This is a genomic window from Patescibacteria group bacterium, assembly GCA_041650995.1.
Taxonomy (GTDB): domain Bacteria; phylum Patescibacteriota; class Patescibacteriia; order XYB2-FULL-38-15; family XYB2-FULL-38-15; genus JAHIRI01.
On the sequence record JBAZJZ010000001.1, the window covers coordinates 22,367 to 48,019 of the forward strand.

At 42.4% G+C, this 25,653-nt stretch carries 22 protein-coding genes; 19 read left to right on the forward strand and 3 right to left on the reverse strand.

Translation table 11 applies throughout. The annotated features are described in order from the left end of the window. The first annotated feature begins 433 nt into the window (after nt 1-433). From WC445_00095 to WC445_00140, 10 genes are all read left to right on the forward strand, one after another. Nucleotides 434-3,187, forward strand: coding sequence for an invasin domain 3-containing protein (locus tag WC445_00095; protein ID MFA5128353.1), 2,754 nt, complete (start codon nt 434-436; stop codon nt 3,185-3,187). Between the two features lie 169 nt (nt 3,188-3,356). Further along, entirely contained in the window at nt 3,357-6,194 is a 2,838-nt protein-coding gene (locus WC445_00100) for an Ig-like domain-containing protein (protein MFA5128354.1), read from the forward strand. Between the two features lie 181 nt (nt 6,195-6,375). Beyond that, nucleotides 6,376-8,259 (forward strand): invasin domain 3-containing protein, encoded by a 1,884-nt coding sequence (locus WC445_00105; protein ID MFA5128355.1) that lies wholly within the window; start codon nt 6,376-6,378, stop codon nt 8,257-8,259. 87 nt (nt 8,260-8,346) lie between these two features. After that, complete coding sequence (locus WC445_00110) at nt 8,347-10,575, forward strand: S8 family serine peptidase (GenBank protein MFA5128356.1); 2,229 nt, start codon at nt 8,347-8,349, stop codon at nt 10,573-10,575. 26 nt (nt 10,576-10,601) lie between these two features. Further along, complete coding sequence (locus WC445_00115; GenBank protein ID MFA5128357.1) at nt 10,602-11,633, forward strand: NAD-dependent epimerase/dehydratase family protein; 1,032 nt, start codon at nt 10,602-10,604, stop codon at nt 11,631-11,633. 47 nt (nt 11,634-11,680) lie between these two features. Continuing rightward, entirely contained in the window at nt 11,681-12,346 is a 666-nt protein-coding gene (locus WC445_00120; protein MFA5128358.1) for a glycosyltransferase family 2 protein, read from the forward strand. Nucleotides 12,347-12,353: 7 nt separating this feature from the next. Then, nucleotides 12,354-12,713: a DUF2304 family protein gene (locus WC445_00125; GenBank protein ID MFA5128359.1), complete on the forward strand. Its 360-nt coding sequence runs from the start codon at nt 12,354-12,356 to the stop codon at nt 12,711-12,713. A gap of 11 nt (nt 12,714-12,724) precedes the next feature. Beyond that, entirely contained in the window at nt 12,725-13,783 is a 1,059-nt protein-coding gene (locus WC445_00130; protein MFA5128360.1) for a glycosyltransferase family 2 protein, read from the forward strand. A 3-nt stretch (nt 13,784-13,786) separates the two neighbouring features. After that, nucleotides 13,787-14,998: a glycosyltransferase family 4 protein gene (locus WC445_00135; GenBank protein MFA5128361.1), complete on the forward strand. Its 1,212-nt coding sequence runs from the start codon at nt 13,787-13,789 to the stop codon at nt 14,996-14,998. Nucleotides 14,999-15,006: 8 nt separating this feature from the next. After that, complete coding sequence (locus WC445_00140) at nt 15,007-16,194, forward strand: glycosyltransferase family 4 protein (GenBank protein MFA5128362.1); 1,188 nt, start codon at nt 15,007-15,009, stop codon at nt 16,192-16,194. A gap of 80 nt (nt 16,195-16,274) precedes the next feature. Here the strand turns inward: WC445_00140 and WC445_00145 are convergent, their stop codons facing one another. From WC445_00145 to WC445_00155, 3 genes are all read right to left on the reverse strand, one after another. Further along, a complete protein-coding gene (locus WC445_00145) occupies nt 16,275-16,952 on the reverse strand; it encodes a Fic family protein (protein MFA5128363.1) in 678 nt (225 codons plus the stop codon). 7 nt (nt 16,953-16,959) lie between these two features. Then, nucleotides 16,960-17,136, reverse strand: a complete 177-nt coding sequence (locus WC445_00150) for a hypothetical protein (GenBank protein ID MFA5128364.1) — start codon at nt 17,134-17,136, stop codon at nt 16,960-16,962. A 170-nt stretch (nt 17,137-17,306) separates the two neighbouring features. Further along, entirely contained in the window at nt 17,307-19,439 is a 2,133-nt protein-coding gene (locus WC445_00155) for a hypothetical protein (protein MFA5128365.1), read from the reverse strand. An 8-nt stretch (nt 19,440-19,447) separates the two neighbouring features. Here WC445_00155 and WC445_00160 point away from each other — a divergent pair, with 8 nt between their 5' ends. The 9 genes from WC445_00160 to rfbD all read left to right on the forward strand — a co-directional run bounded on the left by WC445_00160 (nt 19,448) and on the right by rfbD (nt 25,650). Next, nucleotides 19,448-21,076 (forward strand): glycosyltransferase family 39 protein, encoded by a 1,629-nt coding sequence (locus WC445_00160; GenBank protein MFA5128366.1) that lies wholly within the window; start codon nt 19,448-19,450, stop codon nt 21,074-21,076. A gap of 3 nt (nt 21,077-21,079) precedes the next feature. Further along, nucleotides 21,080-21,673 carry a hypothetical protein gene (locus tag WC445_00165; GenBank protein ID MFA5128367.1) on the forward strand — a complete coding sequence of 198 codons (594 nt, stop codon included), beginning with the start codon at nt 21,080-21,082 and terminating at the stop codon, nt 21,671-21,673. Next, nucleotides 21,670-21,867, forward strand: coding sequence for a hypothetical protein (locus WC445_00170; GenBank protein MFA5128368.1), 198 nt, complete (start codon nt 21,670-21,672; stop codon nt 21,865-21,867). Before WC445_00165 ends, WC445_00170 begins: the two co-directional genes overlap by 4 nt. 4 nt (nt 21,868-21,871) lie before the next feature. Beyond that, entirely contained in the window at nt 21,872-22,282 is a 411-nt protein-coding gene (locus WC445_00175; protein MFA5128369.1) for an HIT family protein, read from the forward strand. 14 nt (nt 22,283-22,296) lie between these two features. Continuing rightward, nucleotides 22,297-23,310: a dTDP-glucose 4,6-dehydratase gene (rfbB, locus tag WC445_00180; protein MFA5128370.1), complete on the forward strand. Its 1,014-nt coding sequence runs from the start codon at nt 22,297-22,299 to the stop codon at nt 23,308-23,310. A 3-nt stretch (nt 23,311-23,313) separates the two neighbouring features. Further along, nucleotides 23,314-23,727 carry an FdtA/QdtA family cupin domain-containing protein gene (locus tag WC445_00185; protein MFA5128371.1) on the forward strand — a complete coding sequence of 138 codons (414 nt, stop codon included), beginning with the start codon at nt 23,314-23,316 and terminating at the stop codon, nt 23,725-23,727. A gap of 11 nt (nt 23,728-23,738) precedes the next feature. Next, complete coding sequence (locus tag WC445_00190; protein MFA5128372.1) at nt 23,739-23,930, forward strand: hypothetical protein; 192 nt, start codon at nt 23,739-23,741, stop codon at nt 23,928-23,930. 125 nt (nt 23,931-24,055) lie between these two features. Next, entirely contained in the window at nt 24,056-24,643 is a 588-nt protein-coding gene (locus WC445_00195; GenBank protein ID MFA5128373.1) for a hypothetical protein, read from the forward strand. A gap of 164 nt (nt 24,644-24,807) precedes the next feature. Next, nucleotides 24,808-25,650: a dTDP-4-dehydrorhamnose reductase gene (rfbD, locus tag WC445_00200; GenBank protein MFA5128374.1), complete on the forward strand. Its 843-nt coding sequence runs from the start codon at nt 24,808-24,810 to the stop codon at nt 25,648-25,650. The last annotated feature ends 3 nt before the right edge of the window (nt 25,651-25,653 follow it).

Consider the following 25,653-nt stretch of genomic DNA (forward strand, 5'->3'; position numbering starts at 1 on the left):
TAAGGGGAGGGGAAAATCTCGTTACTTATTACCCGTTACCCATTACATTCAAATACTGTGGATAACTTTCCTCTTGACCAACTCGTTTTTTCGTGATAAAATAAAAGAAGATTAAATTCTTATGAATCGTACCGTGCTTGTCGTTTCGCAAACAGGCGAATTAGTTTTAAGTTTCTCTAGGGGGAGAGACTGGTTTAATGCTTAATTTTAGGCATTTTTTTGTTGTTTTTTGTCATTGCGAGGAGTCCCGCCAGAGTGGGACGACGCGGCAATCTCTTAAAAAGACGTCTACTTACTAATAAATTTAATTAAATATAAATCTTATCCCGCGAGAATTTACTTTCTGCGGGGAAAATAAAGACGAATTTCAGAATTAATCGCGAATAAATTTTTATTCGCGGTTCCCAATTCTTAATTCGTAATTTAGAAAAATATGGCAGAAAAAATCAAAAAAGGCTTTTTTAAAGTATTACCATTGTCGGTGGTAGTATTTTTAGTCATCGGCGTGTCCGTCGGTGTCTGGTATAGTTTACCAGTTAACCCGGCTAAGGCAGCTGCCTTAGCGCCTTTGACTACCACATACCTAGACGCGGATGCCGACGGAACAGTTGATAATATCAGACTTACTTTCACTAATGTTACTGCCTGCACTTATGAAGCGGGTGATTGGGCAGTGGGCGCGGCTGGGACAATAAATGTTACGGCTGTAAATGGTTTTACTAACGCTGCTTCTTGTACGACCGATGAATATATCGACGTAGCTGTTACAACTACTCCGGATATTACCGGCGGGGCAGTTGATCCGAGACTTGACTATACAGACGCGGGTGTGGCAGGAAGTGTAGTCGCCGATGGCAATCAGGATGCGGCTAATTTTACGGCGACTGACGCGGCTGCGCCATATCTTGTTTCCGCAACTTACGCAGATTCCGACGCGGGTGGTAATATCGATGAAGTTACTTTTGTATTTTCCGAGTCGACAACTTGGACCGCCATGACTGCTGCGGATTGGGCATTTTCAGCGGTCGGTGATGTTAATTTGGCGGGAGATTTTCTCATTGGCGATTGTACTGCCTCTCCGGCTGTAACCTATACCTGTACTGATGCGGCCAATGCGCACATTACTTCCGACGCCAATAAAACCGGTAAACAAACCACGGGAGGAAGTGAGCCAACCTTTACTTATACTAATGCCCACAACGATATCAACGACACAGTCAACAATACCGCCACTTTTGGGCCGAGATCTTTAGTTGATGGCGCCGCTCCGTTAATTTTGACGCGCGTCACTAAAGACACTAATTCAACTTCGGGCGCTGCGGGAACAGCTGATGGTGATTTGGATGGCGTTCTTGCTACCTTTACCGAGGTCATGGATGCTTCCTCTGTCGCCGTCACGGATTTCGTTATTACTCTAAATGATGGTACGGCTAAAACCGAAGCATATGCAGACACAACCGATGACACTACTTTATTTTTTGGCTTGAGCAACCCAACTGCCAATGATACTTATGATCTTTTAAAGTTGCAGATCACTGGTGGTGATGGCATTTTGGATTATGCCGGCGTTAGTTTTGTTGCTGAAGGAGCTTCCTCGGCCGCAACCGATGGCGCTGCTCCAGTCATTGTGACCACTTCTCCGGCCGACAACGCAACCGACGTGGCTTTAGACGCAAACCTTGTTATCACCTTCTCTGAACCAATGACTACAGCCTCTGTCACCGGCGCGATTGCCAGAGTTCCGTCCTTTACTCTTGGTGCGGCAGGTTGGACGGCTGGCAATACAGTCTTGACTTACGCGGCACATGATGCGTGGGCCGGCATGCAGAACTACATTATTACCTTAGCTGGAACTATCGCTTCGGCTGCCGTGGGTGATCCTGATCTTGGAACTGGTCCGGTCGCCAATCCCTTTGACTTTACAACAGTCGCGGCTTCAAGCGGCGGCAGCAGCGGCGGCAGCAGTTTACCTGCTTCTGTAACCGTCACTGCTCCGAATGGCGGGGAAACTTTGGTCGGCGGTTCAGCATATAGCATCACTTGGTCTGCGGCGGGTGTCACTGATACTGTGAGCATCTACTACTCCCTTGATTCCGGAATTAATTTCCCATACACCATTGCCACGGGCGAAACAAATGATGGATCTTACATATGGACAGTGCCGAACATTGGGACAAGTACTGCTAAAATAAAAGTAGCTGCCGGTTCTTTAAATGATATTTCCGACGCGAATTTTACAATCACTTATTCTACAACAGAGGTTTCTGCCTCAAACTCTACGATTGTTGCTTCTCCAACCTCAGTTGTTGCCAATGGGACTTCTAAATCAACCGTTACAGTCACTGTCAAAGACACAAGCAACAATTTGCTTTCCGGCAAGACTGTGACCTTAGCCTCAAGTCGAGGCACTTCTGATACGGTCACTACTGTGACGGGTACGACTGGCGCAAATGGCGTTGCCACTTTTGAAGTGAAGTCCGGTACTGCCGGCACTTCAACTTACACGGCGACTGCCGCGGGTGTAATTCTTAGCCAAACCGTTTCAGTTGTCTTTTCAGCTCCTGGCGAAACTCCTCCAGTTGGCGAAACCCCAGTTTCTTTGAGCGTTGGCGATTTGATTAAGAGTAGTTTGAGTTCTTCTGTTTACTATTATGGCTCTGATGGTAAACGCCACGTCTTCCCAAATGAAAAGACTTACAAGAGTTGGTATGTTGATTTTACTGGCATTAAGATTATTCCCGCTTCTCAACTTCAGGGATTGGCTCTTGGTAACAATGTCACTATCCGCCCCGGCACTGTGCTTGTGAAAATCCAAACAGATCCTAAAGTTTACGCCGTTGAACCAGGCGGTCTTCTCCGCTGGGTGCCGACCGAAGCCCGCGCCACCACCTTGTACGGTTCTGCCTGGGCGACAAAGATTGTTGATGTCCCGGTGGTTTTCTGGGGCGACTATACCTTTGGAAGCGACATAACAACTGATGCTCATCCAACAGGAGCAATAATCCAATATTCTGGCTCAACAGACAAGTACTACATCCAGGGATCGGCAAGGCGATTAATCTCCACAGCTGGCTTTACTGCCAATCACTTCCAGCTCGGATACGTCCTTTCTGTTCCAACCACATTGTCTTATTCTCTGGGTTCGCCCTTGACTGCTGAGGAGACTGCGCTTACGAGGATTTTTTAGCATAAGGTTAGATAGTTAAAAACCAGGCTGGGTTTATTCCGGCCTGGTTTTGTGGTATAATAAAAAAACCATTCATTAGGGCGTGTGGATAAATTTATTTTTAAAAATAATTAATTTTTCAGTTTGGCCATTTTTAATTTTTACATTTGGCTAAATTAACTAAAAAAATATGGCAGAAAAAATCAAAAAAGGCTTTTTTAAAGTATTACCATTGTCGGTGGTAGTATTTTTAGTCATCGGCTTGGCAGTAGCGTTTACCATGCCAACCCCTCAAAACCCAGGTGTTCGGCCCGCGCTTGCCGGTGTAATTACCATGTCTAGCGCAGTGACAGCCGATACGAACGGAGATGGCACAGTTGATCAGATTACAATCACTTTTAGTGAAAACGCGGATATTACCGATGCTGGCGCTGGCGCTGATGGTTTAGACGTTATTACCCTCACGGATGGCTGTACAATACCAAACGTAGATTATACGGCACTCGCTGCGCCAACATTAGTCTTGAGCAATCTTACGGGATGCACTGCTGGTGACACAAGTATAACTCCTACGGTAACGTACACCACAGCGGGGGCTTCCACAATTGTGGACAGCGCGGGTTCCGTAGAAATGGTTAATGGTGTAAATGTGGTAGCCACTGATGGTGCCGCGCCGGTTATCAAAACAATTACTTACAAAGACGCTGACGGTGATGGACAAATTGATCGCATAACTCTTGATTATACAGAAACAGTTGTCGCCACTTCAATTCTTGCGGCCAATGATTTAATTTTTGGTGATGTAGGTAGTTTCTTAGGCGCGGATTTTGGAACCGACGCTACGGATCTTATTGTTGGCGCTGTTGCGTCTACTGATGTAATCCTGGGGACAGAAGCAAGTATTGTTGCCACACATGATGATTCGGGCACATTGGCGGTTTCCACGCAGAATGCATTTTCTTTGGTTGATAGTATTCCAAATACCAATGCACTGCTTGGTAACCAAACCCAGGCCACTTATGCCGATGGCGCTGGTCCGGTTTTGATTGGTGGACAATATACTGATGATGATAATGATGGGATGATCAATTTTCTTAATGCTTCTTGGTCGGAGACGGTAGTAGTGACAGGCAGCACGGCAGTTGATTGGACAATTACGGTCGGTTCAATCGGCGCGGTTTATGCCACTTCCAGTGATAATCCCGGAACTATTACATACCCCATAGGAGTTACTGCTGACGCGAATGAAACCGGCGGCGCGGTTGCTCCAACGGTTACTTATGACAATGATGATGCAAATAATAGTGTGGTAGACCTTTATTCTAACCCCGCCGGCACAACAGGCCCGGTTGATATTGGTGACGCAGCTTCGCCAATTCCGGTTTCAGCTGCTTATAAAGATTCTGATGCCGATGGCACAGTTGATCGCATTGACGTTACGATGTCTGCGGATGTCGGCTTAGTTTGTACTTGGGACGCGGGAGATTGGTTAATCCCAACGCCAGGCAGTATTACAGCAGCCTCTCCTTCAGCTTGCAGTGTTTCCGGAAATGATGTTCAAATTACAATTTCAGCTGACGCAAATGAAACCAGTGGCGCAGTAAATCCAACAATTAATTATATTAACGCCGCTCCCAAAAATAGTGTAGGAGATAGCTCAATGAATTCAGTACAACCTTTTGTCGGCCCAATTACTGCGACTGACGGCGCCGCTCCAGTTGTCCTTAGTACCTCGCCGACCAACGGCGCTACGGGAGTAGCCTTAGACGCGACATTCTCAATTACCTTTTCAGAGCCAATGACTACAGCCTCAGTTACAACAGCCTCTCTTGGAAGATCCCCAACATTTACACTTGGTAGCGCTGCCTGGACGGTGGGTAACACAGTTGTTACTTACGCCGTTCACGAAGCTTGGGCTGGTATGCAGACTTACACTATCACTTTGGCTGGAACAATCGATTCGGCTGCGGCAGGCGATCCTAATGTCGGCGCCAGCTCCAAGAATCCTTTTGTCTTCACCACCGTCGCGGCTTCAAGCGGCACAACAGGCGGGATTTCCGAAATGACATCTATTGCATTGACTTCTCCAAATGGCGGCGAATCCTGGGCCGGCAATTCAAGCCACAATATCACATGGTCTTCTGCGGGAACAACAATTGATAAAGTAAAATTATTCTATTCCCTTGATTCGGGCATTAATTTTTCCCATACCATTGATCTTGATGAAGCGAATGACGGCTCTTATGCTTGGACTGTTCCTAATGTGACAAGTGCCACCGCAAAAATCAAAATTGAGGGATATGATGAAAGCGGCATTTTTGTGACTTCAGATATTTCCGACGCAAATTTTGCCATTACCTATGTCACTCCCACCCCCGGGACACCGGAAACCCCAAGCACGCCAGAAACTCCAAGCGTCCCAGAAACTCCTTTAGGCGAATTGCAAGCGGGCGATCTTTTTAAGAGTCCTTTGAGCACAACTGTCTATTACTACGGTTCTGACAACAAGCGCCACATTTTCCCAAATGTAAAGACCTACAACAGCTGGTATTCTGATTTTGCCAATATTAAGAGTGTTTCCGCGGCGACTCTTCAGGCGATTGATCTTGGAAAAAATGTCACAGTTCGCCCTGGTACTGTGCTTGTGAAGATTGATACGAATCCCAAGGTTTACGCGGTTGAGCCAGGCGGTCTTCTCCGCTGGGTGCCGACTGAAGCTCGCGCCATTACTCTTTATGGTTCTGATTGGGCCACAAAGGTCATTGACGTTCCGGTCGTCTTTTGGGTTGACTACACCTTTGGAACAGACATCACAACTGATTCTCATCCAACCGGCGCGCTCGTAAAATATTCCAGCGCAGCTGACGTCTACTATATCCAGAATGCCGAGAAGAGAAAAATAACCTCGGTCGGTTTTACCGCGAATAATTTTCAGAACATCCACGTTCTCACAATTCCGACGACCGTTACCTACGTTGCAGGCACTGACGTCACTGCCGCGGAGGCCGCGCTTTGGAGGATTTACTAAATCAAACAGGATAGAATTAAAAACCAGGCTGGGTTTATTCCGGCCTGGTTTTGTGTATTTTAAACCCGAATTTTGGTATAATGGTTTTGGGAGGGATGAAAGTTTTCGGCTTTTGGGGCGTTTATATTTAAAATAGGCCGCAAAATGTGGCTATAATAATTAATTTTTAAAGAAAATTTTTATGAAAACTCTTAGGATTTTCTTAATGGTCGCAGTAGTTTTAGGCGCAAGCGGAGTTAATTTTTTGCCCGAGGCGGCAAACGCCTGGACGCCGACATTAAACTCCGCCGCTTTTATTGACTCCGATCATAACGGCACAGTTGACCGCGTGAAAGTGACTTTTGATTTGAATGTTACAAGCTGCAAGTTTGAGGCGGGGGATTGGATAATTAATCCTGGAGAAATTGGATTAACCGGACCGACTGGAAGATTGAATGGTTTTGGGATTGATGAAAATTGTAATGGGACAACTAATTATTTTTATCTCCTTGTTTCCGGCGATGCGAATGAAACCGGTTATTCGGGCGGAGGCATGATTCTTCCGGCGGATATTCAATATAGAAATCAGGGGATTTTAGACGATGTGACAGTTTCCGGCGTGCCCGCGCCAAACCAGGCGATAGTCTATGTTGATGATAACGCTTCGCCAGTTATTGTTTCCACGGTTCCTGCTGCCGGAGCGACGGGCGTAGCTATCACAACTTCGTATATCAGAGTAACTTTTTCTGAACCAATGGAAACTAGCGCGACATCTCTTTCGATTAGCGCTGGGTCGTGGGGACCTCCTTCCTGGGGCAGCGACAATACAGTTATGACCCGTTCAAGATTATTGTCTCCTCCTTACGATACAAATATAACAGTTTCAGCAACCGGCGAAGATAGAAATGGATATTTGCTTGCTTCTGGCAGTTCCCCGGCCGTCGGAAATCCTTGGAGTTTCAGAACAGCCGCAGATCCGGCTCTCGCGGTTTCGGCGAGCCAATCAACACTTTCCTCTTCGCCAGGAACAGTAGCGGCTGACGGCTCTTCTGTCTCGGTAATTATTGCGACTGTAAAAAATTCTTCGGGCAGCGCGCTCTCCGGAAAAACCGTGACACTTTCCTCTAGCCGTGGAGCAACAGACATAATAGCGGTTGTTAATGGAATAACTGACGCATCTGGTAAAGCCTATTTTCAAGCTCGTTCCAACACGGCGGGAGGCGCAACCTTTACTGCGGTTGCCGATGGCGTGATAATAAGCCAGACGGCAGACGTGACTTTTACGAGTGTCGCCACAAGTTCTGTTTCCGCCTCAAGATCAAGTGTTTTGGCCACGCCCGCTTCGGTCGTGGCTGATGGGAGTGCTTATTCAGTAATTTATGTGACAGTCCGCGATTCATCAGATGGTTTGCTTGCCGGAAAAACTGTGGCTCTTTCGTCTAACCGCGGATCAGCTGACACAATTTCTATCGTGGACGGAACAACAAATTCTTCGGGTCAAGCGACTTTCCGGATTAGGTCAAGCACGACAGGAACAGCAACTCTTACCGCCGTGGCAGACGGAGTAACGATTTCCCAAACTACAACAGTATCCTTTACTGGCACCCCAGCTTTAAACTATGGAGATTTGTTTAAGGAAGCCGGGAGCACGGCAGTTTACTATTACGCGGACAACGGCAAAAGATATGTTTTTCCGACCCAGGCGATTTATTTTTCTTGGTACACTGATTTTTCTACTATTAAAACCGTAAGTCACACTATCGTGACGTCTGTTCCTCTCGGCGGCAATGTTCTCGCAAAACCTGGCACATATCTTGTCCAGTTTGTCAGCATGGATACGCCCTTCAGAGTTCTTGATCCCAAAGTTTATGTTTTGACTGCGACCGGTCAGTTGCGCTGGATTACTTCCGCCTCTGTTGCAACTTCACTTTACGGTGCTGACTGGGAAAAGAAAATTATCGCCGTGCCAGAAGTATACAAAACAAACTATGGCAATGCCATAGCCGGAGCTGACGTTAATTCAACTTCAGATTACAGCAAGACGTCAGTAGAGTTAGTCGCGAGAACGATTAGTGATCTCTATTAAATAAACAATAGCTTTAAACTTACCCGTTTTTTCTTTACGAATTAGGCGGGTTTGTTTTTTAGAGAAAAGGTGGTATAATTTTTAAATATGGCTAAAAAAATAAATTTAGTGGTAATTTTTAGTTTATTTGCTCTTATTTTCGGTCAATTTTCGGCCGTAAGGGCGGATTTTAATGTGGGGGAGAATAAAATCAGCGGAGTATATGCGCCAAACGAAATTTTAGTTAAACTTAAAGACAGTCCGCGAGCGGAAAAAATAATTTTGGAATCAAATGAGAGCGCGGCGGAAGCAATTTTTAAATATGAAAATTTGCCAGAAGTTGAATTTGCCGAGCCAAATTATAAAGTAGAAATAGAGGCAATCGCTTCAAACGACCCATATATTTCCAAGCAGTGGTATTTAGATAAAGTTAAAGTGTGGGCAGGATGGGAAAAAACTTCGGGAAATAAAGATACTGTGATTGCAATTTTGGATTCGGGAGTGGATATTGATCACCCTGATCTTGCTGACAATATTTGGGTAAATTCTGGTGAAGTGTCGAATGATGGGATGGATAACGATGGAAATATTTATGTTGATGATGTTAATGGTTGGGATTTTGTCGCGGGAGACAATAACCCCAGGCCGGATTTTAAAGAATGGTGGTTTACTAAAGAGGGAATTGACCACGGAACTATTGTTGCCGGCGTTGCGGCTTCCGTGGGAAATAATTCCCGAGGAACTGCTGGTATAGCGTGGGAGGCAAAAATTATGCCGATCCGCGTTTTGGATTCTTCTGGATCAGGCGATGTTTTGACTGTGATTGAAGGGATAGATTACGCCGTGGAAAAAGGCGCGGATGTTATTAATTTAAGTTTTATTGGTTCAGGATTTAGCAAGAGTTTATTTTTAGCGCTGGAGCGGGCTTACAAGGCTGGTGTAGTGGTGGTTGCCGCAGTGGGGAATAACGGCGTGTCGGGAAAAAATTTAGATGAAGAACCGCTTTATCCAGTTTGTTATTATGGCGGTGATGGAGAAAATGTTGTAATCGGTGTAGCGGCGACAGACAAGGATGACAAGAAAGCTCAGTTTTCGAATTATGGGACAAAGTGCGTTGATGTTTCTGCGCCGGGAGTTGATATTTGGGGCACAGTCGCCTATAATCCGGGTTTGCCACAATTTACCGAATATTATAGCGGTGGATGGTCGGGATCGTCTGTTGCCGCGCCGATTGTTGCCGGCACTGCGGCGCTCATAAAATCTTTAAATCCAAATCTTGGTGTGCCGGAAATTAGAAATCTTTTGACAGTTAATGCCGACAACATTGACGGTGTAAATCCAGATTATATTGGAAAATTGGGGAAAGGAAGATTGAATATTGGGAGAACAATTGAAGCGGCTTATTTAACAATGGAGAGCTCCCCGTTTTCTTTGCACAAGGGTGATATTTTAGTCGCGCCGGTTTCTACCCTGAAACCAGAAGTAAAAACATTTAGAGAAGACTCTTCTTTTCTAAGAAGTTTTTTGGCTTACACTGATAAATTTTTAGGCGGAGTAAGTCTTGCGTCCGGAGATGTAAATGGTGATGGAACTGGTGAAATTGTGACAGGCGCCGGGCCGGGCGGCGGGCCTCATGTTAGAATTTTCCGTCAGGACGGAACGCCAATTGGCGGATTTATGGCTTATGCAACAACTTTCCGCGGTGGAGTGAATGTTGCCACGGGAGATCTTGATAAGGATGGTAAAAATGAAATTGTGACAGGCGCCGGGCCGGGCGGCGGGCCTCATGTTAGAATTTTCCGTCAGGACGGAACGCCAATTGGCGGATTTATGGCTTATGCAACAACTTTCCGCGGTGGAGTGAATGTTGCGGTCGGAGATGTTGATGGTGATGGCCGAGCGGACATAATTACCGCGCCAGGCAATGGCCTGGAGTCAATGATTAAAGTTTTTGATTCTAAGGGAAATTTAAACACGCAATTTTTGGCCTTTGAAAAGGAATATAAAAGCGGCGTGAGGCTTTCTGTCGGCGATATTGATGGTGACAAAGTTGCCGAGATAGCCGTAAGTAAGATGAGTGGCAGCGGCGAGGTGATAATTTATGGCCAGTATATGACTTTGAAATTAAAATTTTTGCCTTTTTCCGGCTTGACGAACGGAGTAACTTTGTCTTTAGGAGATTTAGATGGCGATAAAGTTTCGGAAATTATTGTTGGCGCCGGGCCGGGCGGCGGGCCGCATATTAAAATTTACAATAATAAAGGATTTTTACGTAAAGAATTTTTCGCTTTTGGCCAGGATTTTAAGGGCGGAGTAAATGTTGGCGTAGTCAGATAATTTGTGGTAAAAATATTAATAAAAATATGGATATGCAATCTTTAGAGAAAAAAAATGTTTTAGTCACGGGCGGCGCCGGATTTATTGGTTCGCATCTTTGTGAAAAATTAATTAAAACTAGCCGGGTAATTTGTTTGGATAATTTTTCCACCAGCAATGTTTCAAACATTGATTTTTTGCTTCAACACCCGGATTTTGTTTTTATAAAACAGGATGTTTGTGACCCGATTGATTTTGAAACTCTTCCAGAGCTTGATCGCTTTAAAATAAAATTTCAGGGTATTCAGGAAATTTATCATTTAGCTTGCCCGACTTCGGCAAAGAATTTTGATCAACTTAAAGCCGCCACGCTCGCAGCTAATTCCGTGGGGATGAAAAACATGTTAGATCTGGCGGTTAAATATAAAGCAAAAGTGGTGCATGCTTCGTCGTCTGTGGTTTACGGTCCGCGGCAAGAGGACAAGGAATTTTTTAAAGAAGAAATTCTTGGCTGCGTTAATCATCTTACGCCGCGAGGTTCCTACGACGAAGGAAAAAGATTTGCCGAAACAATGGTTGAAACTTATCGCCAGATTAATGGTTTGGATGCTAAAATCGCGAGAATTTTTAGAACATATGGTCCTCGCGAAAGATTGTTTGACGGAGAAATGGTGCCAGATTTTATCATTGATGCCCTGGACAATAAAGATTTAATTATTTATGGTGATGAAAATTTTTCCACTTCGCTTTGTTATGTTGATGACGTCGTCTCTGGCCTCATAAAACTTATGGCCGCGCCATCTGATATTGGTCCAGTAAATATCGGAAGTAATGAAGATTTAAAACTTTTGGACGTAGCGAATAAAATTATTTCTATAACTGGTTCGGAATCAAAAATAATTTTTGAAAAACCATTGTTATTTATGACGCCGCTCGGCCTGCCCGATACCGGCCGAGCCAAAGAAATGCTCGGATGGGTGCCTCTTGTTCGGCTTGAAGATGGTTTACAAAAAACAATCGATTACACACAAGCGTATAAACCGCTTCTTCGGCAGCAAGGTGTAGTTGATGAAAGATAAATTGTAATCGAGTAAATGGTAAATAGTAATTGGTAATTGATATTTTTATGAAAACAATTGCGGTAATTCCCGCCTATAATGAAGAAAGAACGATTGCCGACGTCGTGATGGAAGTGCAGAAATATGTCACAGAGGTTGTAGTGGTTGATGACGGATCGGCCGATCATACCATAGAACACGCTAGAAGAGCGGGCGCGGTTGTTTATTCTCATTTTTTAAATCGCGGTCAGGGCGCGGCTCTTGAAACCGGAAAAAAAATCGCACTTTTACGCCAAGCCGATGTTATTGTGACTTATGACGCGGACGGTCAATTTGTCGCCGAAGAAATAATTAACGTCGTAAGGCCGGTCGCCGAGGGGCGGGCTGATGTTGTTTTGGGAGCTCGTTTTGGGAAATCGGAAATTCCATCGGTTAAGAAGTTTTTCTTAAGGGGTGCCACGGTTTTTACCAGATTAACTTCCGGATTGAAATTATCGGACACGCATAATGGGTTTAGGGCTTTTTCCCGCGAAGCGGCAGAAAAAATTACGATCGAACAAAATCGCATGGCTCATGCCTCGGAAATTTTAGAAAAAATCGGCCGGCACAGTTTGCGCTACGAAGAAGTCCCGGTAACGGTTAAATATTTTTCACCAGAGATTCGTCGCGGTCAGCACCTGCCAGATTATTTAAAAATTTTATTTGATTTATTTTTAGGAAAAAATATAAAGTAATTTTTGTATGCTTATTCAATATCTTTTGAGTTTTTTAATTTTGCTCATTATCTATCGAGTGGTGATAAAATGGAAGCAGGGAATTTTAACGTCTCGAGATTTGCTTTTTTGGACAGGATTTTGGTTTGTGGTGGGAATAATTATTTTATTGCCCGATACGACCAGTTTCCTGGCAGAGCTTGTTGGCGTGGGCCGCGGAGCTGATTTGGTTGTTTATCTTTCCATCGTTTTGATTTTCTACATTATTTTCCAGATGACGATTAAAATTGAAAAAATTGAAAGAAATATTACAAAGGTTGTGCGGACCGTGGCGATGAAAGAGGAAACGGAAAATAATGGACGGCAAACAACTAGCGAAAAAACATAGATTGTAAGTTTATGCCAAAGGTTGCCGTAATTCTCATAAATTATAAAGACTACGCAAAAAAATATTTGCCGGAATGCATCGCGAGTCTCCGAAATCAAAGCTATCCCAAGGATAGCTTTAAGGTTTTTATAGTTGATAACGCGACAACGGCTGAGACGGAAAAATATTTATGTGAAATCGCGCCGGAGGCGGAGATTATTTTGGAAGAAAAAAATACGGGTTTTGCCTTGGGAAATAATTTAGCGATGGAAAGGGCGCTCGCGGCGGACTATGATTACATAGTTCTTTTCAATATGGATACAGTGGCCGATCCCGAGTGGCTCCGAGAATTAGTGGCCGCGACCGAAGCCAATAAAAATGTTGGCGCGGCGCAGTCGTTAATTCGGCTTCATCCGGAAAAAGAAAAAATTAATTCGCTTGGCAACGAGATGCATTTTCTTTGTTTTGGTTTTTGTCGGGGTTATGGAGAACAAGTATCTAATATAAAATATCCCATATCTAATGATTTTTTTTACGCGTCGGGCGCGGCCGTTCTTTATCCCGTGAAAGTTTTGCGTGAAATAGGAATTTTTGATCCGGAATTTTTTATGTATCACGAGGATACAGATCTCTCTTGGCGCGTTAGACAAGCTGGTTATAAAATAATCCTCGCAGAAAAATCAATAATGTATCATAAATATCAGTTTTCCCGGAGTATTTTGCAATTTTATTATATGGAACGGAATCGGCTGATTATGATATTTGAAAATTATAGGCTTGGCACTTTAATTTTGATTTTTTTGCCGTTCTTTTTTATGGAACTCGGAATGCTCGCTTATGCGGCGCTCCGCGGATTGTTTACGACGAAATTAAAAGTTTACGGATATTTTTTCCACTTCAAAAATTGGCAGAGAATGATTAAAAATAAAAGGGCAAAAGCAAAATCAAGAAAAGTTAAAGATAGAGAATTAGCGCGTTTGATTGTCGGTAAGTTAGAATTTCAGGAGATTGCCAACCCGATTTTAAAATATATTGTTAATCCAGTTTTTAATATTTATTGGCGCGCCGTCCGAAATTTAATTTTTTGGTAAATTATGAAGATAGCAATTATTTCTCCGGTTTTTCCGCCGTATCGTGGCGGGATTGGAACGGCGGCGTACACCGAAGCGCGAGAATTGGCGCGCCGTGGCCATGACGTTTCGGTTTTTGTGCCGCGTCGACCGGGAGGCCAGGGCCATGAATTAAAAGAAAAATTTAAACTCTTTTGCCCCGGGCCGTTTTTAAGATATGGCAACGCCGCTTTTTTGCCGCAGCTTCGATGGAAATTAAAAAACTTTGATGTGATTCATCTGCATTACCCATTTTTCGGCGGAGCAGAAGTGGTTTATAAGTTAAAAGTTAAAAGTGAAAAGTTAAAAGTTGGGACAAAATTAGTTATTACTTATCATCATGACGTCGTGGGTAGTGGCTGGCTCGGGAAAATATTTCGTTGGCATACAAAAAATTTAATGCCGAAAATTTTGGGGCGAGCGGATAAAATTATTGTTTCATCGCTTGATTACGCAAAAAATTCAAATGTCAAAGAAATTTTAGAAAAAAATCCGGAGAAATTTGTTGAAGTTCCTTTCGGTGTGGACACAGAAAAATTTGCGCCAGCTGAGGCAAAGCAAGATCTTTTTAAAAAATTTAATCTGTTTGCCACTCGGACGATTTTATTTGTCGGCGGGCTGGACCGAGCGCATTATTTTAAGGGATTAGAAGTTTTGATTAAGGCAAGGGCAGAAGTGGCGAACGCTAAAATTTTGGTAGTGGGCGACGGTGATCTTCGGCCGCATTATGAAAAAATGGTGGAAGAATTAAATTTGAAAGACCAAGTAATTTTTGCCGGTTCGGTCACGGCAAAAGATTTACCGGATTATTATAATCTGGCCGATGTTGTGGTTTTGCCCTCACTTGACCAGTCCGAAGCGTTTGGCATAGTTTTAATTGAAGCGGCGGCTTGCGGCAAGTCAATAATCGCTTCAAATCTTCCCGGCGTTCGGAGTGTAGTTCAATACGGCGTGAACGGGTTTACTTTCCCGCCGGGCAATGCCAAAGAGCTCGCGGAAAAAATAAATTATTTTTTAGATAATCCCGCCGCGGCCAAAGATTTTGGCAAACACGGCCGGGAAATAGTTTTGGAAAAATATGATTTAAAAAAAGTGGGGGAGAGGTTAGAATCTGTCATTGCGAGCGCCGTAGGCGCGTGGCAATCTTATTCCAATGATAACGACGGGATTGCTTCGTCGCTACGCTCCTCGCAATGACCAAAAGAATGAAAATTTGTCTTATTTCCAATTTGTATCCGCCAATTTCCCGCGGGGGAGCGGAAAAAGTGGCCGAACGCGTAGCGAAAGGTTTGCGCGGCGAGGGCCACGAAGTTTTTGTTATTTCCACAAAACCGTGGGGCGGATGGAAAAGTTTAAAACCGGTTGCGGCAGAAGAGAACGGAATAAAAGTTTATCGTTTTTATCCCGCGAATATTTTTTATTATCTTAATGATTTTAAGCACAACGCCTTGTGGCGCGCGAAATGGCATTTTTTGGACATGTTTAATTTTCAGAGCGCAAGAGCAGTAAAAAAGATTTTGCGCGCCGAAAAGCCTGATCTGGTTCTGACGCACAATTTGATGGGCATTGGCTTTTTAATTCCCCGCGCGATTCGTGGGCTCGGCATAAAACACATTCATACGCTTCATGATGTACAGCTGGCTGTGCCGAGCGGTTTGATAATTTTCGGTCAGGAAAAAAACTGGGAGCAGAGAACTTGGCTTAGAAAAATTTATGAATCCGTTTGCCGGCGGCTATTTAATTCGCCGGACGTTGTAGTCTCACCATCAAAATGGCTTCTGGATTTTTATTTAGAAAAAGGATTTTTTAGAAAATCAAAAAAAGTCGTGCTGCCAAATCCCGTGGAGCGAATTTATCCGGCTGGGATTCCCATGGACAATAGTATTTTAAAACTTCTTTATCTCGGGCAGATCGAAGAGCATAAAGGAATTTTATTTTTAGTAGAAATTTTAAAAAAGTTAGATATTGGGTTTAAACTCCATATTGCCGGCGACGGGTCAAAATTGGAAGAGCTGAAAAAAATGGTTGGCGACGATTTACGATTTGTCGTTCACGGAAAATTGGTTGGAGAAGAAGTGATTAAAATTTTTGATTTGGTTGATTTGACTGTTGTTCCCTCGCTTTGCTACGAAAATTCGCCGAGCGTGATTTACGAAAGTTTAGCTGCCGGCGTGCCGGTCATTGCCGCAAAAATTGGGGGAGTAGCGGAATTAGTGCATGACAAAGAAAATGGTTTTGCTTTTGAAGCGGGCAATGCTGAGGATTTAGAGCGCGTTCTAAAACACGCCGCCACCAGCCGTGAAAATTTACAAAAGATGCGTCCCGCTGCCGCAAAGTCGGTGGAGAATTTTGGGATTGAAAATTATATTGGGGGACTGTTAATGAAAATTTAAATGACCAGCGTGTGGGCGTTAGACATAAACAAATCGACATCTCATTAAGATGTCGATTTTGGAAAATAAGTTATGCTATTTTAAAATTTATTTTTTGATTTTAATATTTTAATAATTTTGGCAGTTTCGTAATAAGCCGTAGTCATAACGCGGGTCATAAATTTTACGGCGGGAATAAAATCGTTCGAATCGGACGCGTTTAGACAATCCAGATATTGACATCGATTATCTTTAATGATGAAATTTATTAAAATAGGAAATGACTTCTCAGATAAATCCTCGGATCTTAAAATTAGGCACATTAATAAACGAGCAGTTCGTCCATTGCCGTCAGTGAATGGATGTATGGCGACAAACTGATGGTGGATATACCACGCCATAAACACCTTACGAAGAATTTCATACTGTTTGTCCGTGAATGTATTTTTTTCTATTTTGTTTAAGAAAAGTAGCTTAAACTTATTTTTCCATAGGCGTTTGTTGTTAATAAAATCAATTAGATCTAGAATTTTGTATTCTATTTGCCATGCCTCACAGGGCGAGAAAGTTTTTTTATGAATTTCTATTTTATCCGTGGCTGTTCTGTATCTTCCTGCTTCTTTTGGCTTGTCGGCTAATACTTCTTTATGCAGCATAAGAAAAAAGCTCTTTGGTATAAAGAGTTTTTTTCTTTTTGCTTGTTTAAAGTAAGAAAGAGCCACGGCCGTCGCCTCGGTTAGATTTTCTGTTTCTATTTTTAGGTTGGCATTCTTTCTCATACCCGTTTTAACATTGCTGGTGTTCTATTTCCACAGAGCTGCGATTTTCCAATTCTAAAAGATGGTCTGAAATTTTTTCGCGGATTGATTTTTCTAAAATTTCAAGTTGCTTAAAGGATTTTTGATATTCCCTGTGGGCTTTTTGAAATTTGTTGAGATTTTCTTTATTTATTTTTGATGCCATAATTATATTGTATAGCGTAAACAATGTATTCGTATTTAAATATATTATACCATAAGTTTTAAATATTTACAATTAATATTAAAATTTAAATTTTTTTACAAAAAAGCCACCGGTTGAAAGGTGGTGGGTAGCCGTCGGGATTCCCGGCGGTTTTTTTGTTTTAATTTTATTTAAAACTGATATTTGAACATCCAAATTTTTCCGTTGCCGATTTCCAGAGTTTCGTCGGCAGTGGGGCGGGCGGCCTCCATGATTTTGTCCGAATCGGTCCAATATTTGTTTAAGACAAAATAAACAAGTTTTACGCCGGTTAAGTTTGCCGCTTCTTTCGCCGTGGCGCGTGTCGGCGCTTCGTAGACCATTTTTAAATAATATTGGTAAAGCGGATCGCCGGTTGGGATCGGATAATAAAAATACGGTCCGTAGTATTTGTCAAATCCAAATTCTTTGACGGCCGCGGCGGAAACGCTTTGATTGGCAAGAACTACATAATCTTCCGCGCCGGCATCGTCGGCAATTGCGCGAACAGCATTTAAATCAAAAAGTGAAACAGAATATCCGCGGTCAATTGGATAGTCTTCGCCGTCGTCCTTGGGGTAAGAATAATAAAGAGAAAAGGTTAAAAACGCGGCAAAAATTAAAATGAAAAATAATTTTAATCCTTTACTCTTGCCCCCCATTAATTTTTCAAAAAATTTAAAAAGGGCGAAAAGGAAGAGGGGAATCAGAAAATAAAAACTGATTTCTAAAATACGGCTAGGAAAAATTCCTTGCTCATATTTTATAAGAGAAGGAAAGTCGGCAAAAAGTTTTATTAAAATGTAGTTTACAATTAAACAAAAAAAAGCAGTGATATAAACTAAAACAGCAGGCAAGTGTTTTCGGAGGATAAAATATCCGGCAAAACCGACGAGTAGAAGAATAAAAGGGATATTTTGTCCATAAGTATAAGCTAGGTCGTAGAGCGGCCGGAAGTGATCAACTAAAAGCGGCGCGGACCAGCCGAGAGCAGAGAGAAAATTATTTGCCCCTTCAATGGTTTTTAAGGAAATTATTGCCGCTGGGCCTTTAAAAAATAGAATTGCCGCAAGAAAAACCAGTGGGATAGCTATGGCTCCGAGAAGCGTGCTCATAATAAAAACAACGTGGCGGATAAATTCAAAAATGCCTTGTTGTTTTTTGAAAAAAGTAAAAATGGTAAGAAGAAACAAAAATATGAGAGCGGGGAGGCCAGCGAGAGGATGGATTAGAAGTGTGGTAAAACCCAAAAACCAAAGGGCGGAAATCGGGAATTCGCGGCGCAAGGCAAGAATACCGAAGAAAACTATAACGAGAAGAAAAAAGTTGGCGAGGCCTTGCGGGGTTGTGGCGATAAAAGCCGTGAAGGGTAAAAGAAAAATAAGGAGCGCGGCCAAACTCGCGCCAGGAGTTTTATTTCGGTCGGTGTAAGAGCGGAGAGAAAAATAAATTGTGGCGGGGAGAAAAATAGAAATTAAAGTTGGGAGAAGAAGGCGGTCTACCCAAATAACCGATGTATGAAAAATTTTCGCCAAAAAAACGACAAGCGAGTATTGGCCAAGATAATAAAGAGGTTTTGGTAAAATAAAACCTTGCGCCAAGATAATTTTTTCCGTAGTTTGATGAATGAAAGGATCAAAACCATAACCGATGCGATAGACAAAAAGGGCGAGCGCCACGGTCAAAAAGGTATGAACGGAAATTAAAATTAAATTTAAACCTTCTTTTTGACTTTTTAAAACAAAATAAAGAAGAACGGCTGTGGCGAAAAAATAATTTATAAAAAATTCAAATGGCAGAATTTTCCAGGGAGTGCGGATTGCTTCAACTGTCCCGGCAGTCAAGAGATGGCGGACATTTAAAATTGTTAAAAAAATAAACGCCGCCAAAAGGAGCGTCGTGCGCAAAATGTGGGGATTAATCTGAACGGGATTAAAATGTTTTTCCGATTCAGGATGATTGCCGAAACGTAAGAATGGGAGAATTACGAATGGCGGAAAAAGCACAAGTCCGGCGAGGGCCAAAGTATTTAGTTTATAAAAAAAGTAAATTATAGCGCCGAAAAGGGAAAGGCCGGCGAGAAAAAATAAAAGTCCGTAGAGAAATTTAAAAAGATCGGGTCGTCCGCGGAAAAGGACAAAACCCAGTAAAAATCCGTAAAAAATGAGGTAGGCCGGGCCGAAAGTCAGGCCTAAAATAGCATTTTCCCAAAGGAAAAAATTGCCGAGCAGGCCGACTATTAAAATCAAAGAAATGATGATACAATAAGGTAATCTGAGGGTCATATTTATTTATGTATTCTATCATAAAATGGATAAAGGGAAATAGGGCGGAAACGGCGTTGATTTTTTTTGCCGTTATTTTTTTCTTTATTTATTCATGGTTTTATTTGGGAACAGCGGTCGAAACGGCAAAATTTAATTCGCCGGACGAGGCGGCTAATTATTTTTTTATAAAAAATTACGTTTCAGAGGGGTCGCTTAAAATTTTTGAGCCGTTGAACCTTACAACTGGAGGAATTATCCATCCGCGGAGCATTACGACAGTAGGCGGATATCTTGTGCCAGGGAGTTTTTTGGGGTTAATTTTGATTTATGGATGGCTGGCGAAGATTTTTACGCTGGGCGTAATTTGGTGGCTTACGCCGTTTTTTGCCCTTGCGGCAGTTTTGTTTTTTTATGGAATTATAAAAAATATTTTTGATCGGCGGATTGCTCTTTGGTCATCCTTTTTGCTTTTGGTCCATCCGGCTTTTTGGTATTATGCGAGCCGAGGTCTTTTTCCAAATATTTTATTTATTTCGCTTTTGCTTGCGGGATTTTATTTTTTAGTGGGACATAAGAAATCAAAAGCGTGGGTATTAAATTATCTAGATTATATTTTGGCTGGTTTATTTTTTGGGTTAGCGCTGACCGTGCGGTTGTCGGAAATAATTTGGGTTGGCGCCGCGCTTCTTTTACTATTTTTAATTTATAGAAAAAATGTAAAATGGTTCGAATTGATTATTTTTATTTTCTCCGCTGGCGTAGCTTTTGTTCCAGTATTTCTTTATAACAGGACGATTTACGGCGACCCGCTTACCACCGCCTATAATTTGGGTGGGGAGAGCGCCGCAGCGGGCGAGGTGGCGTGGCATGTTTCAGCAGGAAAATTTATTTTTCCCTTTGGCCTTGAAATAAAAAATGTTTTGAATAATTTTTCCACATATTTTGTTGGGATGTTTTGGTGGTTTGTAGTTCCTGCGACTTTTGGCACCGTAGTTTTTATAAAAAAATTGATTGCTGGTAAATTAGATAAGAAAATTATAACTTATTTATCCATCGGCGGATTTATTTCTTTGTTTTTATTTTTGTATTATGGCAGTTGGGTTTTTTATGACAATCCGGCCAAAGAAGCGTCAATCGGAACTTCTTACGTGCGTTATTGGCTGCCGATTTATATTTTGTCATTGCCGCTCGTCGCGTTTACTCTCATAAAATTAGTTGATTTTATTCGTCCCCTAAAAGAAAAGATTTTCGCCGGCGTTCTTTGTTTAATTTTTATTCTCTTCGGGATGAAACTTACTTTTTTTGATAAAAATGACGGTTTGGCTTATGTTTATAAAAACGTGCATGATTACGCCATGATTGCCAAAGAAGTTAATTTACTCGTTCCATCCGAGGCAGTGATTATTGTTGACCGCGGTGATAAAATATTTTTTCCCGAGCACAGGGTTGTCTCGCCGTTTCGTGAAGAAAGTACTTATGCGGCAATCCCAAAACTTGCGAAAACTTTACCGCTTTATTATTACGGCCTGCCGCTCACCGAAAAAGAAATGGATTATCTTTATGATGACGGGAGGATTAATGGGGAAGAGATAAAAATAATTGAAATAAAAAATTTTGGAGCGGAGACGCTTTATCAATTGGAATATTTAAAATAGAATATGCTTTCTTTTTGGCATAAATTTATCCGTACAATTTTAATTTTTATTCCCATGATCGCTTTGGGCTGGCTTTCCGTAAAAGCAATCGCGCCTAGCGGTAGGATGGAAGCAGTTTATGATATGCGGAGCGAAACGCCCTTTATTTCCAAACTTTATCCAAAAGATAGAGTTTCCGAAATAGAAGAAGATATTGACGGTGAAACTTATCGGACAATGCTTTCCGAGCCGGTTTATTTTGATTTGAGTCCGAATAGCAATTTTTCCGAGGTGGCCGTGACTATAAAATATAAAAATTCAGCCGATGTGCCAATAAAATTTGGTGGTCTCGCGAATAAAGATGCCTGGACATTTGATTTTCGCGAATTACCGCCGACCGAGGGAGCTTTGCAAACAAAAACAGAAATTTTTGAGTTGGGAAAACTTTCCCCGGAAGGAAAAAAGTTTAGATTTGGTTTTTCCGCGCCGGAACTTCAAGCGGGCGATATTATGATTTATAAAATTAGGGCACTTTTTATCCGCAAACCGATGACCGAAAAAGAAATAGCCAATAAAGTTCTGGAAGAAATAATCGAGCGGTTAAACAAAATTTTATGACAATAAAAGAATTTTTTTACAAAATTTTTAGAGATGCGTTTGTGGTTTCCTTTATTGCCCTTATTGTTTTTTGTATTTTGGATTGGATTGAACCTGGGTTTGTGAGTTTTTATATTAGTTTTAATTTACTCTTGATAATCCCGCTAGTTTCTGGTATTCTGACGGTAATATTGGATAAAAAAATCAAGACATAAAATTATGGACTGCATTTTTTGTAAAATCATCAGAGGAGAATTGCCCTCGGTAAAAGTTTATGAAAATCACAAAGTGGTGGCCTTTTTGGACATTAATCCGGTGAATCCCGGACATACACTTGTCGTACCCAAAGAGCATTTTGAAAATTTGCTTGACGGAGGAGAGGAAATTTTAAAAGAAATAATGATTACAATAAAAAAAGTGGCGTGGGGAATTACCAGGGCGTTTGATTTGAAGGGTTTTAATGTCGGACAAAACAACGGCGCGATCGCCGGTCAAGTCGTTCCGCATTTACATTGGCACATTATTCCACGCTTTGAAAACGACGGTTTGCATCCGTGGTCAAGGACAAAACAATATCAGGAAGGGGAGATGGCAGAAATCGGGGAAAAGATTAAAAAATTTATAGAATAAATAAAAATAAAATTATGAATTTATTAGTTTGTGGAGGCGCCGGATTTATTGGTTCAAATTTTGTCCGGCAAATGTTAAAAAAATATCCGGATTATAAAATCGTAAATTACGACAAGCTAACTTACGCGGGAAATCTGGATAATTTGCGCGACGTAGAAAATAATCCCAACTACACTTTTGTCCAAGGTGATATTTGCGATTTGGAAAAATTAAACCAAGTTATTGCCGAGCACAAAATTAGCCATGTGATTAATTTTGCCGCGGAAACTCACGTTGACCGTTCAATCCATGGTGGCTGCAAAGATTTTGTTATGACAAATACGCTCGGTGTGCAGATGATTTTAGACGCCGTGCGAGCCAATAATATAGAAAAATTTGTAAATGTTTCAACCGATGAAGTTTACGGCGCGTTGAGACTTGATGAAGATAGAAAATTTATTGAGTCCACTCCGATCTGGCCCAATATGCCTTATGCCGCGGCCAAGGCCGGCGGAGATTTAATGTGTAACGCATATTTTGTCACCCACAAAGTTCCGGTCGTGGTGACTCATTGTTCAAATAACTACGGACCATATCAATTTCCCGAAAAATTAATTCCATTCTTTATTTTCCGCTTGATTAATAATCAAAAAGTTCCGGTTTACGGCGATGGACTTTATGTCCGCGACTGGATTCATGTTACAGACCATGCTGCCTCTCTGGATTTGCTGCTTCACAAGGGCGTGCCAGGAGAAGTTTATAATATCGGTGTTGATAATGAACGCAGCAACATGGAGATTACAAAGATGATGTTAGAAATTATGGGCAAGGGAGAAGAGATGATTGAGTACGTTACTGATCGTCCGGGACACGATCGCCGCTATGCGATTGATGCTTCAAAAATTTTGACTTTGGGATGGCAGCCAAATTATACGCGTGATAAATTTGAGCAAGGCTTGAAAGAAACTGTGGAATGGTACTTGGCGAATAAAGAATGGGTAGAAAAATTGCAAAAGCGAAAAGAAGAGTTAAATCCGCATATTAAATAATTTATGGCAAAAGAATTTAAAATTTTTGAATTAAAGAAAGTTGACACGCCGAAATTTGTGATGAGTCCGATGGAGTTGAAAGATTATATTGATTTTGAAGTGAAGAGAGTTTATTTTATTACAAAGCCCCAATCTCCGACCGGGGCGCACTGCCATAAAGTTGAAGAAGAATTTTTTGTTTTGGTTCAGGGAACATGCACAGCAGTTATCGATCGCGGACAGGGTCTTGAGGAAATCCCGCTTACCGGACCGACCGGAGCGCTTTATGTTCCAAATTTTGTCTGGCATCATTTTAAAGATTTTTCCCCGGACGCGGTACTTTTGGCCTTGTCATCTACAAATTATAGTCCCGACCGGAGTGATTATGTTGAAGACTACGAAGAATTTAAAATAGTGAATCCTCATTATCAAAAATAAATTATAAATATATGCGAGAAGGAATAAATCCGGAAAGAGAAAAAGAGAGAATAAGAGAACGTTTTCGAAGTTTAGAGGGCATGATTTTAAGAGGAGGAAAACAGGGTGAAGACGCAAAAAAGGCGTTATTTAGAGAATTTGGTTCCCAGGTTTTGGGGATTATTGTAGAATTGGAGAGGGAAGCAAAGAAAAAGAAAAGATAATTAGTTTGGATTAAACAAAAACGGCCGGGTGGCCGTTTTTTAGTATTGACATTTTTCAGTTTTTGTTTTAATTTATTTGTATCAGCAAGAAGCCAAAAGGTGGCTTCAGGGAAGGAGAAGAAGGAATGAAAGAGACCATCACCTTGGCGGAGGCGCGCAAGCGCTTGGGCGAGAATGTCGTCGTCTGTCTCGAGCCCGATGCGGTCCGCGAGAAGAAGGTCACGGAGAACAAGGCGGCCGAGCTCTGGATTTTCGATCCGGCTACCGGATGGAGCTGCCGGGGCGACGGCAAATTCCACGACGCCCGCTACGTGGATCGCGGCGGCTGGGGACAGATCGCGCTCTACGAGGAGCCGAACGTGCCGCAGCCGGAGGACGGTAGTCCGCGCGTTGTGGGCCATGTCGTGATCGAGATGAACAGGTACGGCGCGCCGCGGGTGCGGGTGCGGAGGACCAAGGGTCTGAATGGCGAGGTCTTGGAACTGAAGCCGTCCAGTATCTCCAAGGGAGAATTGGCCGACAAGGGCAAGCTCGTCGGTACGTTCTACGATTCGAACTTCGTCGAGTCGAACCCCCAGCGCATCATGGGGATGATAGCCATCTATCTCGTGAATGCTGACTTCCCGGACGAAGAGGGCATGACTCCGGACGAGTTCCGGAGGCAGTCCACCGACGGTCGCTCGCTTTCGGCCTTGGCCAAGGCCGGGCTGTAGTCGTCCGTGGCCTGATCCGGGCAAGAACAAGGAGGAAGAACACTACACCGTTTTGGCAACTAGCAGTTGCCGAGGCGGTGTCTTTTTTATTGTTAAGGATTGACGAAAAGCAGCGATTTTAGTAAAGTAGAAAGAGTAGTAAAATGTTAAAATTTAGCTTAAATATGAAGGTTTTAATCATTGGGGCAAAGGGGATGTTGGGGCAAGAGTTAGCGCGGGAATTTAGCGGAAACGGCTATGAGGTTTTGACGTGGGATAAAGAGGAAATTGATATTACAAAAAAAGATTTAGTTTTGGAAAAAATAAAATCTGCGAGGCCAGAAATTATTATTAACGCCGCGGCTTATAATGCGGTGGATAAAATTGAAGAGGGAGAGAAAGATTTGGCTGAAGCGGTTAATGGTTATGCTGTTGGGAATTTATCTTTAACAGCCGAGGTGGTTGGCGCGATTTTGGTTCATTATAGCACCGACTATGTTTTTGACGGAAAAGAGATTGATGGTTATAAAGAAGATGACGAGCCAAGACCGCAAAGCGTGTACGCCGCGTCAAAACTTTTGGGAGAAGGGCAATTGAAAAATGAAAAATATTATTTGATAAGAACCTCGCGGTTGTTTGGCAAACCGGCAACAAGCGAAGGAGCAAAGAAAAGTTTTGTTGATGTAATGTTAAAATGCGCCGAGGAAAAAGATTGTCTGGAATTGGTTGATGAAGAAGTGAGTTCGCCGACTTATGTTTTGGATCTCGCGAAACGAACGAGAGAAATTATTGAATGGGAAAAACCGTTTGGCATTTATCACGTAACGAACTCCGGCTGCTGCACCTGGTACGGTTGGGCCAAGAAGACATTTGAATTATCCGGAAAAAGTATTAAATTGGCGCCGGTTGGCGCCGAGAGATTTCCTCGTCCCGCCAAGAGGCCAAAATATTCGGTTTTGTTAAATACCAAACTTCCGCCAATGCGAAAATGGGAAGAAGCGTTGTTGGATTATCTAAAAACGAAATAAATT